Genomic DNA, 11,682 nt, shown 5'->3' on the forward strand with positions numbered 1-11,682 from the left:
GTTTTTTATAAAGCAACGAATGGCTGCTTTAAATCTATTAACGAATGAAGGGATATTTTTGGGAATAACTTCTAAGGTAAAATTGAGTGTTTAAAAAACTTAATTAAATCAATGTTAAAATCAGTTGGTTTTATGGCCGCTTCAAGATTTTCATGGCAGCGACTGTTAGCAAGGTCTATGTCATGTATTTCTGTATAGTGAGAATGTTTTGCATTGTAGAACACTTTAACTTGCGGCTTTAAAGGACTTGTTGGGTTGCTACGTGTCACCACTGCTAATTTTTGGCTTTCTAATTTAACTAAAGTACCGACAGGGTGAATACCAATACATTGAATAAATTTAGTGACCAAATCACCATCAAAACTATCAGGGCAGCCATCTTTGAGTATTTTGAATGCTTTAATCGGCTCCATACCTGCTTTGTAGACGCGTTCGGCGGTGAGGGCATCATATACATCGACAATTGAAGCCATGCGTACATATTGGCTTAATTCATCGGCATGCTTGCCAAAAGGGTAGCCGCTGCCGTCTAAACGTTCATGATGAAAAGCTGCAATTTCAACCGCTATTCCGCTTAGCCCAGACTCCTCGAGAATCTCTTTACTAAAACGGGCATGATTTTGGATCACTTGATATTCTTCATCTGTCAATTTCCCAGGCTTATTGAGAATGTGATCTGGAATATTTATCTTACCAATATCATGCAGCAGGGCACCTGTTGCTATCTCTTGAATGATGTCTCTATCAATACCTAGGTGTTTAGCAAAAATACTAATTAAAATAGACACATTGATTGAATGCTCTAGGAGGTAGGCGTCTTTTTCACGCATACGCGTAATACAGGCAAGGGCATCTTGATTACGAAACACTGAGTCTATAAAGCCACTTGCTAGCTCTTGAAATGGTGCAACATCAATTTTATTGCCGGCTCGAATATCATCGAAGGCTTTGCTCTGCAATGACTTGGCTTCAGTGTATAAGCTGTTGGCTTTTGTCATTTCTGCACTAACGCTGTGTGTTGTGTGCCATGGGTTATGTTGCTCAACTTTTTCAGCCGCAGCAGGAGGGGGGGCTTTTTTCTGCACCACTTTGTTTTCTTTGTTTAAAGTGAGTGTTTTGTCGGGATCAATTTCAACTTCTAGAATACCAGCTTTAATTAGTTTATCTATACTTCCTTGCGTTTTTACCCAACCTTGGTTTTTGATGCGGATCTTACCTGTTTGTTTTGTTACGCTTTGCACAAACATGCCGAGTTTAAGTTGATTAATAGGAAGTGTTTTCAAGGACATTACTTCAAGTTGAATACATTACTATAAAACTAGCAGATATTTCGTATCTGAGTAAATAATAATAAAGGTGAGTTTTTAGGTAATAAGTATGTTTTTTGAATTGAAAACAGAAAAGTTTCAATTGTTTAACCTGATTATACGAAAAAAGCCTCTACAAAAATTGCAGAGGCTTATAAAACTTAACTAAGAAGATATTCTTAAAGCTTACTCGTCATCTTCAACAAGCGTCATAAGTGATGTATTACCACCAGATGCTGTTGTATCGATACTGATAGTTTTCTCAGTGAGTAAACGTTTGATCAGCGTGTCATAATATTCAGAGCTAATTACCGGCAGTATTGCACCTTTACGTTGTGCTAGCTGCTGGCTGAAGTAGCCTAAACGTGATGAACGAGCAGCTACAACCGCACCAGCAAGGTGAGGGTGCGCTAAGATAGCTTGCAACTGGTTAGGCTTGGCAACTTGGAAAACACCTTCAGCAATACCTGTTGAGATAAACTTATCTCTAAACGCAACAGCTTCCTCATAGAACAACTCAGAGGCAACAGTAATTACTGTATTACCCGCGGCAAGTGCTGTGATAATAGAGATTGCCCAGAAGTTAAATGATGTGCTCTTATCAGCATAACAAACCACACAACCACGCGGTTCAAGGTGAAGCGTATTAGATTCACCTGTAGGTCCAGGTAATACAGTGTGTTTACGCATGTGCTTTTCAAGGCGGTTAAGCTGCGCACGTGCGTCTGCAAGTGTTAATGCTAAGTCATCAGCAAGCTCGTCGATAATTTCAACTGTTGCAACTTTGGCTAATAACTGACGAACAGCAGAAACACGGTCATTTAATGGTGTAGCACGCCAGATTTTTTCATCGCGTAGTGAGTTCTCCATTAACTTAGCAACTTGCTCAGCCGCACCTGAATAGTGGTGAGTGTCTAGCTCATCAGGTGATAGGTTCGTCATTTGTACGTTGTCTGGTGACGCTTTCTCTTTCACTAAACGCTGTAAATAGTTAGGACCACCTGCTTTAGGGCCAGTACCTGAAAGGCCACGACCACCGAAAGGTTGCACACCTACGATTGCACCGATCATGTTACGGTTGATGTATACGTTACCTGCACGAGACATCTTTGCTAAGTACTCACAACGCTCTTCAATGCGTGAGTGAACACCCATTGTCAGGCCGTAGCCTGTACCATTGATTTGATCGATAACGCTATCAAGCTCAGTGCCTTTGAAGCGAATGATGTGAACACATGGACCAAATACTTCACGTTTAAGTACAGATAAGTCTTTGATTTCGTATAAACGAGGAGCAAAGAAATAAGCGCCATTCTCGTTGTTATCAGGAATAGCACACTCGTAATGAAGTGTTGCGTTACCTTTCAAGTACTCAACGTGCTCATTTAAGTTTTTCAGTGCTTTTTCATCGATAACAGGACCGATATCGGTTGAAAGTAGCGAAGGGTCACCAACATGAAGCTCTTTTAACGCACCTTTTAGCATTTCAATAATACCGTCAGCAACGTCTTCTTGAATAAACAATACACGTAGCGCAGAACAACGTTGGCCAGCACTTTGGAAACCTGAACTGATCACATCATCAACCACTTGCTCAGGAAGTGCTGTTGAGTCAACGATCATACAGTTTTGACCACCTGTTTCTGCAATTAACGGTACTTGGATATCGTTACGTGCAGCCAGTGTTTGTGAGATTAATGTGCCTGTTTCAGTTGAACCGGTAAACATAACCGCTTGAATACGCTCGTCAGGTACAATTGTTTTACCTACTTCGCTACCACGGGCAATAACAGGTTGCACTACATGCTCAGGTAAGCCGACAGAAAGCATCAGTTCAATCGTACGAAGAGCGATTAAACTTGTTTGCTCAGCTGGTTTTGCAATAACCGTGTTACCAGTCACGATAGCAGCCGCAACTTGACCTAAGAAGATAGCCAGTGGAAAGTTCCATGGGCTGATACATAAGATTACACCACGGGCTTCAAAGCGCTCGTCTTGTGATAATTCTTCTGCACGTGCAGCGTAGTAACGACAGAAGTCAACGGCTTCGCGTACTTCATCAATACCATCTTGTGCGACTTTACCCGCTTCTTTAATACAAATAGCAACTAGCTCATCGTGGTGACGCTCTAAAATGTCAGCAACACGACGAAGTAGGTTTGCACGTTCTTTTACAGGGGTTTGTGACCACGACTCAAATGCTTTTTCGGCATTTTCTAGAAGTGATGTCATGTCTTCTGATGTTTGAAGCTTAACATGACCAATGACTTCTTTGTGGTTTGCCGGATTTTTCACTGGCAATGAACCTTCAGGTACATCGCTTAATTCAATGCGGTGTTCTTCAAACCATGCATCTAAGTTCTCTTTGAATGGAGTAATAACATTAATATCCGTTAAATCCATCCCTTTTGAGTTTGCACGCTCGTCACCGTACAAATCAATTGGCATATTAATTTGTGTATTGAACTTGTTGCGTAAACCTTGCAAAGTTTCAACTGGATCTGGCAGTAGTGACTCAACCGGCTTAGAGGTATCAACAATGGCGTTAACGAATGATGAGTTAGCACCGTTTTCTAATAAACGACGCACTAAGTAAGCAAGTAAGTCTTCGTGTTGGCCTACCGGTGCGTAAACACGACACTGAATTTTTTCTTGTTCAACAATTTGGTCAAACAACGATTCGCCCATGCCATGCAGACGCTGGAATTCAAATCCATCGTGGTCGCCTTTAGCAACTTCTAAAATCGTTGCTGCAGTGTAAGCATTGTGTGTTGCAAATTGCGGGTAAAGTACATCGCGAGCTTCTAGTAGTTTGATAGCACAGGCTTTGTAAGATACGTCTGTTGTTGCTTTACGTGTGAACACAGGGAAGTGGTCTAAACCATCTTGTTGAGTGGTTTTGATTTCGGTATCCCAATAAGCACCTTTTACGAGGCGAACCATTAGCTTACGGCCTACGCGACGCGCAAGGTCAGCAACCCATTCAACTACAAAAATAGCGCGCTTTTGGTATGCTTGCACAGCTAAGCCAAAGCCATTCCAGTTACCTAGTTCATCATCGCTGAATACGGCTTCGATAATATCTAATGAAATATCTAAACGGTCGGCTTCTTCAGCATCAACAGTGAAGCCGATGTCGTAGCTTTTCGCAGCAAGTGCAAGTTCCTTTAGCTTAGGTACGATTTCTGCCATCACACGCTCACGATGAGTGAACTCATAACGTGGGTGTATGGCAGAAATTTTCACAGAGATACCTGGACTTTTGATAGGACCACGGCCGTTTGCTGCTTTACCAATTGCGTGGATAGCAGTCATGTAGCTTTGGAAATAACGCTCAGCATCTTTCATCGTGCGAGCGCCTTCACCTAGCATATCGTACGAATATACGTAGCCTTTTTGTTCTTTATCAGCAGCTCGTTCAATCGCTTCGTCAATGGTACGACCCATTACGAACTGCTTACCCATGATTTTCATCGCGAAGTTCACAGATTTACGAATAACGGGTTCACCTAGGCGGCCAATGGTTTTCTTAAGTACACCAAATTGCTGTTCTTTCGATTTGTCGCTGTAGTTAACCATTTTACCGGTGACTAGTAGGCCCCAAGATGATGCGTTCACAAATAAAGAATCGCTGCTACCTAAATGCGAGCTCCAATCACCTTTTGCCAGTTTGTCACGAATAAGTGAGTCTTGAGTTGCTTTGTCTGGTACACGTAAAAGTGCCTCAGCTAAACACATTAGAACCACACCTTCTTCTGTCGAAAGTGAGAATTCGTTTAACAGTGCGTCAACACCGCTTTGACCATCTTGATCGCGACGGATATTTAAAACCATTTGACGGGCACGTTCCCATGCACGGCTTCGTGCTTTTACGCCTACTTCAGCCAGCGGTAAGATGTGATCAATAACCGCATTTTCGTCAATACGGTAGAAATCACGGATTTTTTGTCTTATTGGACACTCAGTTGTCAAATCGCCATTAAATAGCATATGTAACCCTCTGGTATGTGGAGTCTAGAAACGCCAAAAAAGCATTTCTTACCATTGATATAATTCGTGCATTCTAATTAAATTCCAGCAGAATATGCTGGTTAAATTTTTCAATTTACGATAATTTACAGGGCATACCTTGAACTTAGCCGCATAAAATTCTGTTATGACCAGCCCGAATAGATTACGCATGTTAGATCGCATTGATTTAGCAATTTTAGACGCTCTGCAAAAAAATGGCAGAATCTCAAACGTAAACCTCGCAAAACAGGTTAATTTGAGCCCCAGCCCGTGCCTTGACCGTGTTAAACGGTTAGAGCAAGAAGGCTATATTGAAGGCTATTACGCTAAGCTTAACGAAGCTAAGCTTAATCAGAGCTTATTAGCGCATGTGCAGGTGTCTTTGGTTACTTCTAACACCTCTGTTTTTAAAGTTTTCAGAGAGTATATTTTAAATATTCCTCAGGTCGTTGAATGTGACATGGTTGCAGGAGGCTATGACTATCTATTGAAAGTGCGTGTTTCTGATATGGACGAATATCGCCAAGTCTTAGGGGATTTAGTCGATATACCAGGGGTTGGCACACACCATACTTATATGGTGATTGAAAAAATCAAACAGGACACAGGGCTTCGATTCGATATTTAATATAAGGAAACCTACGTGGTTTCCTTTTTTGTATTTTAAAAAGTGACTTCAGTGTAAAAATAAACAGCGAATGCTGGAGTCTCATAAGTCTTTCCATTACCAGCCTAATTGATATTAATTTTAGCGAGTTTTATTTTCAAAGTCGCAAGCATTGAATCGACAGAACTATCAGCGTGATTGAGTCCATCCATCAGCGTCATAAAGTAAAGGTCAATAATGATATCTGCATCTGTAGGGGTTGCGTCATTATCATTTATCAAGCGTTTCTTAAAAGCATTTAGTTGTGGTTCAAGTTCATTTTGTTGCCACATAATTTCTTTGAATAACTCTCGGCTAAACTCTTTTTTTGCCAAGTAAAAAGCATAGAGAAAGCGAGCATAATGGTACATTCTATCTGTGGCTGTTGTACTGGTATCTAAGCTCTCTGCGGTGCTTAGAATGTCTGTCAGTTCATTTTCAAAGCTGTACTTGAGTATCGCAACCTTAGTCGCAAAGTGACTAAATATGGTGCCATTGGCAACATTGGCTGCCTTTGCAATATCTCGCGTACTCGTTTGATGATAACCCCGCTCTGAAAACAACTGCCATGAGGCTGTTAGTATCTGCTGTTTTGTTTGCTCTTTCTTAGTCACTGCACACTCCAATTTTTATGCTATTTAACCAGAAATTTAAAAAATCTCAATCAAGACTATTGTAAATAGAGCGCGCTCAAGTTTAAAATGAGCGTGCTCAATTAATAAAAGGTTAGCACCATGGACATATTAAAACGCTTTATTGGCTATGTATTATTTTTACCCGGTATTTTCTTTTATAGCTTTATTTTAGGCCCCTTACTTATTGCCGTACTAGTACCAGGGGGGCTGATGTTATTGCTACTGATTTTAGGTTATAAAGGGGGCTTTTTAGTGCTTAAACGAGAAGTGCTTAATACACTTAAGCAAAAATCCCCTTAAAGCAATGTTGGTAGTAAAAGTGGTTAAGTCTAAAAAAGGAAACCCTGCTAAGCAGGGTTTCTTGTTAATCTAAAATGGGAAGTTTAGAACTAAGCCCAGCCGTCATAGCGTTTACGGCGAGACAACATAATCGTTAAAATAATACCCAACAATAAGCCGATAAATGCAATTGCGCCGCCATATGTAAGTAATTGGCGCTTTTCTTTAGCACTGGCTGCTTGTTTAGCATTGCGTTCAGACTCGATAGTATTTTTAAGTTTATCGATTTGTGCTGTCAGGGCTTGGTTTTGTTCGTTAAGAGAGCGGTTTTGCTCTTGTAGCTGTGGCAATTCTATTTCTGCTTGACGTAACTGCTCTTGCATTAATGTCATGTCGTTATTCAGCGCTTGAAACTGTTGATGAATACCAGCGTTTTCAGTGATGAACTTTGCTTCTACCCAACCTTCGCGCTCTTTATCATCACGAATTTTAAAGTAGCCATTATCTTCACCTGATAATAATTCTACTTGTGTACCTGCATCCACAGAGCCCAAAATACGGTAGTTTTTGCTCGGACCTGAATGCATAAAAGTGTACAGGTTATCGACTATGTAGGCGGTGTTTTCGTTGTTGCTGCTTGGCGCTTCTTCTGCGTAGCTAATAAAAGAGGTGGCCGCAAGGAGCAACCCAAAAATACACTGTTTTAACATCAATCTACCTTGTTAATGTGATCTTGCCGAGAAGTGGCTAAATTTATAATTTCTTTATGTATAGAGATAGTAGGGATTTCAACTATTAATAGCAAGGCTGATATTGTAATCCGTGCATGGGCTTAATCGTAAAAATCAGGAAAAAATTTGCATTAAGTAGCTGCTTTGTTTATTTTGACCACTTATTTATTTTAAATGTACTCCGCAAAGCGAATGGATACTGAGATAGAACTGAAGTTTTTGGTGTCAGATGCCGTTGTTCCACTGATCCCCGCATTAATTACCCAATTTGCAAAAACCGTTACCAACAAACCGTCACGCAGCTTACAAAATGCCTATTACGACACGCCGAGTCGTGAGTTACGTGCACTGGATATAGGCTTGCGTACACGCTGCAGCGATACAGACTGTGAGCAAACTATTAAGTTAGCCGGTGAAGTAGTAGGGGGGTTGCATCAACGCCCTGAATATAATTTGCCTCTTGAAGGGAATCGTCCTGATTTATTGGCCTTTGATGCGTCAATCTGGCCTCACGCAATGCAAGTTAATGCGATAGCCGATAACCTTTACCCTATTTTCAGCACTAACTTTATTCGTCGCACGTGGTTAATTGAAACCGATAGCGGCGCTAAAATCGAAGTGGTGTTAGATAAAGGGGAAATAGCGGCCTCTGGTCAGGTTGAGCTTATTTCTGAGTTGGAAATTGAGTTATTAGAAGGTAGCCGCCAAGAGTTATTTGCTTTAGCAGATAAACTGGTCAGTGAAAGTCATGTGCGCTTAGGACTTTATTCAAAGGCTGCGCGTGGTTACCGCCTTGCCGATAACACGCCTTTGAAAGCGAGCAAATCGATTGGTTTTGTACCGCTTAACAGTGGTGCGACACAAGAGCAGGCATTAGTGGCAAGCATTAACTATGCTATTCGTTTTGTACAAAAACATGAAGCGTGTTATTTCATTAAGCCAAGCTTAAAAACCTTAAAGCGAGTTACGGATGGAATTCGACTTATCCGTCATGCATTTTGGTTATTTGATGATATCGTCAGTAAAGATGATACGGATTCATTGCGAGTTGAACTAAAATGGCTTTTAAGTGAGCTTGCTTGGGTTGAAAATGCTATACAGCTAAAAACCTATACCTCGAAGCGACATGCCTATTACAAAAAGATTAATAGCGCCCCTGAGCTGACTCAAGTCATCAACGATTTAAAAGAATTACAGCCAAGTATTGAAGATGTACAAGAGCTGTTTCACAGCAAGCGATACAACCGTTTGTTGTTGCAACTTACAACATGGTTAATTGAAAAACAGTGGCGTAAATCATGGGGCCAAGCGGAGTTTCAAGCCGCAGAAAAACCGGTTGCTGAAATCGCTAAGCGTTTATTTGCCAAAGATTGGCACGATATGCACGAGCTTATTCCTGAGCAGCAAGTGTTTACGGACAAAGACTATTTATCACTTAGAACCCGTCTTGAAAATTCACTATTAAGTGGTAACTGCTTGGGTGCGCTATTTAATACTGATGACAGAAATGAGTTTCGAATTCCATGGTTAGATATCTCTCATGGTATTTATGAGCTTAGTACACTTGAGTATTTAAAACAGCTATGTGCAGGTCAAGATGATGAAGAGCTTGCTAAAATTCAGGCTTGGTTAGATCAGAAATCTGATTTTTTGGTCAGTGCAATGGAGCAAAGCCGTCACGCGTCTTTCAATACTGATCCATATTGGTTGTAAGCCTGTGCCTGTTTGCCTATGGATAGGGTTAGCGGTGTTGAGTATATCGGCATTTGCTAACTCAAGCGAATGGCAAACTTACAAACAGCAAGATGGCATAAACGTCACTTACAAAACGCATCAAAACGGTATTATAGAAATAAACGCCTCGGTGCTGGTAAAAAATGCGAAAGCCGATGACTTTATGGCGCTATTGAGCGATACCGACAATGCACCTAATTGGCTCGAAAATGTGAAAAGTGTCACCTTAATGGAGCGTTTAAGCCCTTCTGAAACGCTTGTACACACACACTTTAATTCCCCTTGGCCTGTTTCAGATCGCGATTTAGTTAGCTACTCGTGTTACCACCGCCTGAGTGAGCACAAAACAGAGCTTAAAATTATTAGTCAGCCCTATGCAAAACCGGCAGTAAATGGCGTCGTGCGTATTAAAGATTTAACCGCTTTTTGGCGCTTAACACACCAGCAAAATGACTTACTGGTTAGCCATCAAGCTTATGCAGACCCCGCGGGTTCTATTCCACATTGGTTGAGTAACAAGGTATCATTAAAAAGTGTGTTTAAGACCTTACAGTCACTACGTAAGGAACTCCACTATAATCGGTTTACGCGCCTAAACACATCAAGCGTGCCTGGGAAGTGTGCTTCTTAAAGGCAGATTATTAATACATAAATACCTTTTATTAGTCTATTTAGTCGTAGGAAGAAAATGAAAGAGCCAAAAATTCCCTTGGTAAACAAACCAAATGGTATTGGGGTAGGGCGTGTTTTAAAAGCCACCAAATGCTCAATCAAAGGCTTTAAAGCTGCTTTTAAAGAAGAATCTGCATTTCGCACTGAAACCTATTTAGGTCTGATATTATTTCCGTTATCAGTGTTGCTTGCCCAATCATTAAGCCATTGGCTGATGTTATTTATTCCTTATTTATTATTGTTGATAGTTGAGCTACTCAACTCAGCAATAGAGGCGCTGACTGATAGAGTCGGTATTGAGTACCATGTATTGTCGGGACGAGCTAAAGATATGGCCTCAGCGGCAGTGACGTTGGCATTAATTATTTTGCTACTGGTTTGGGCAGTGGCAATTTATGAAAAGATAATGATGCAGTTTTAAACAAAAAAGCGCCAAATGAAGGCGCTTTTTCATCTTATATAACCTATTACAGGCCAGCAGCTGCGCGAAGTGCGTCTGCTTTGTCTGTGCGCTCCCAAGGGAACTCTTCACGACCGAAGTGACCGTAAGCCGCTGTCGGTTGATAAATAGGACGCTCAAGGTCAAGCATTTGGATTAAGCCATATGGGCGAAGGTCAAAGTGCTCACGTACTAATTCGATTAGACGCGCTTCTTCTAATTTACCTGTACCAAATGTCTCGATGCTGATAGATGTTGGCTCTGCAACACCGATAGCGTAAGAAACTTGTAGCTCACACTTGTCAGCAAGGCCAGCAGCAACCACGTTTTTAGCAACGTAACGTGCAGCGTATGCAGCTGAACGGTCAACTTTTGATGGATCTTTACCAGAGAAAGCACCACCACCGTGACGAGCCATACCACCATAAGTATCAACGATGATTTTACGACCTGTCAGACCACAGTCACCCATTGGGCCACCGATTACGAAACGGCCAGTTGGGTTGATGAAAAACTTAGTCGCGCTTGAGATAAGCTCAGCTGGAAGAACTGGCTTAATAATCGTTTCCATTACCGCTTCAACTAAGTCGTTTTGTGAGATTGAATCACAGTGTTGAGTTGAAAGAACAACGGCATCAATACCAACAGGCTTGCCATTTTCGTATGCAAACGTCACTTGAGATTTTGCATCTGGGCGTAACCAGTTAAGTTCACCGCTTTTACGAACCTCAGCTTGACGCTGAACTAAACGGTGTGAATACGTGATAGGTGCAGGCATTAACACGTCAGTTTCGTTACATGCATAACCAAACATTAAACCTTGGTCACCAGCGCCTTGCTCTTCAGGGCGAGCACGGTCAACACCTTGGTTGATATCTGGAGATTGTTTACCGATTGTGTTTAGGATTGCACACGAGTCAGCATCGAATCCCATGTCTGAGTGTGTGTAACCGATTTCACGTACTGTTTTACGTGTGATTTCTTCGATATCAACCCAAGCGCTAGTCGTGATTTCACCACCCACCATCACCATACCGGTTTTAACGTAAGTCTCACATGCAACACGGGCATGAGAATCTTGCTCTAAAATAGCATCTAGAACCGCGTCAGAGATTTGGTCCGCGATTTTATCCGGATGACCTTCAGAAACTGATTCAGAAGTAAATAAATGTTTTGCCATTGTATTTCTGCTCACAAATATTGCGCTTCACATACGTCGGTAATAGCG

10 protein-coding genes are annotated in these 11,682 nt (G+C 41.4%); 5 read left to right on the forward strand and 5 right to left on the reverse strand.

All coding sequences use genetic code 11. From position 1 onward, the window contains the following. Positions 1 to 71: 71 nt before the first annotated feature. Both PAARA_RS09400 and putA read right to left on the reverse strand, forming a co-directional pair. Positions 72 to 1,283 (reverse strand): cyclic di-GMP phosphodiesterase, encoded by a 1,212-nt coding sequence (locus PAARA_RS09400; RefSeq protein ID WP_062568772.1) that lies wholly within the window; start codon positions 1,281 to 1,283, stop codon positions 72 to 74. Between the two features lie 210 nt (positions 1,284 to 1,493). Continuing rightward, complete coding sequence (gene putA, locus PAARA_RS09405; protein WP_062568773.1) at positions 1,494 to 5,297, reverse strand: bifunctional proline dehydrogenase/L-glutamate gamma-semialdehyde dehydrogenase PutA; 3,804 nt, start codon at positions 5,295 to 5,297, stop codon at positions 1,494 to 1,496. Positions 5,298 to 5,463: 166 nt separating this feature from the next. Here putA and PAARA_RS09410 point away from each other — a divergent pair, with 166 nt between their 5' ends. After that, complete coding sequence (locus PAARA_RS09410) at positions 5,464 to 5,946, forward strand: winged helix-turn-helix transcriptional regulator (protein ID WP_062568774.1); 483 nt, start codon at positions 5,464 to 5,466, stop codon at positions 5,944 to 5,946. A 104-nt stretch (positions 5,947 to 6,050) separates the two neighbouring features. Here the strand turns inward: PAARA_RS09410 and PAARA_RS09415 are convergent, their stop codons facing one another. After that, the gene (locus tag PAARA_RS09415) at positions 6,051 to 6,578 is read right to left on the reverse strand and encodes a TetR/AcrR family transcriptional regulator (protein ID WP_062568775.1); all 528 of its coding nucleotides are present in this window, start codon (positions 6,576 to 6,578) and stop codon (positions 6,051 to 6,053) included. A 120-nt stretch (positions 6,579 to 6,698) separates the two neighbouring features. Between PAARA_RS09415 and PAARA_RS09420 the strand changes: the two genes are divergently transcribed. Continuing rightward, on the forward strand, positions 6,699 to 6,899 hold the full coding sequence (locus PAARA_RS09420) for a hypothetical protein (protein WP_062568776.1): 201 nt from the start codon (positions 6,699 to 6,701) through the stop codon (positions 6,897 to 6,899). An 89-nt stretch (positions 6,900 to 6,988) separates the two neighbouring features. Here PAARA_RS09420 and PAARA_RS09425 read toward each other — a convergent pair whose 3' ends face one another. Then, positions 6,989 to 7,588 carry a TIGR04211 family SH3 domain-containing protein gene (locus tag PAARA_RS09425; RefSeq protein ID WP_062568777.1) on the reverse strand — a complete coding sequence of 200 codons (600 nt, stop codon included), beginning with the start codon at positions 7,586 to 7,588 and terminating at the stop codon, positions 6,989 to 6,991. Between the two features lie 213 nt (positions 7,589 to 7,801). Between PAARA_RS09425 and PAARA_RS09430 the strand changes: the two genes are divergently transcribed. The 3 genes from PAARA_RS09430 to PAARA_RS09440 are packed head-to-tail and all read left to right on the forward strand — an operon-like array spanning position 7,802 to position 10,436. Beyond that, positions 7,802 to 9,322 carry a CYTH and CHAD domain-containing protein gene (locus PAARA_RS09430; protein ID WP_062568778.1) on the forward strand — a complete coding sequence of 507 codons (1,521 nt, stop codon included), beginning with the start codon at positions 7,802 to 7,804 and terminating at the stop codon, positions 9,320 to 9,322. A 34-nt stretch (positions 9,323 to 9,356) separates the two neighbouring features. Next, the gene (locus PAARA_RS09435; protein WP_062568779.1) at positions 9,357 to 9,974 is read left to right on the forward strand and encodes an START domain-containing protein; all 618 of its coding nucleotides are present in this window, start codon (positions 9,357 to 9,359) and stop codon (positions 9,972 to 9,974) included. Between the two features lie 57 nt (positions 9,975 to 10,031). Beyond that, on the forward strand, positions 10,032 to 10,436 hold the full coding sequence (locus PAARA_RS09440; RefSeq protein ID WP_062568780.1) for a diacylglycerol kinase: 405 nt from the start codon (positions 10,032 to 10,034) through the stop codon (positions 10,434 to 10,436). 46 nt (positions 10,437 to 10,482) lie between these two features. Here the strand turns inward: PAARA_RS09440 and metK are convergent, their stop codons facing one another. Further along, positions 10,483 to 11,634, reverse strand: coding sequence for a methionine adenosyltransferase (gene metK / locus PAARA_RS09445; protein WP_062568781.1), 1,152 nt, complete (start codon positions 11,632 to 11,634; stop codon positions 10,483 to 10,485). Between the last annotated feature and the right edge of the window lie 48 nt (positions 11,635 to 11,682).

Origin of the sequence: Pseudoalteromonas arabiensis (assembly GCF_001550155.1) — a bacterium.
GTDB classification, from domain to species: domain Bacteria; phylum Pseudomonadota; class Gammaproteobacteria; order Enterobacterales; family Alteromonadaceae; genus Pseudoalteromonas; species Pseudoalteromonas arabiensis.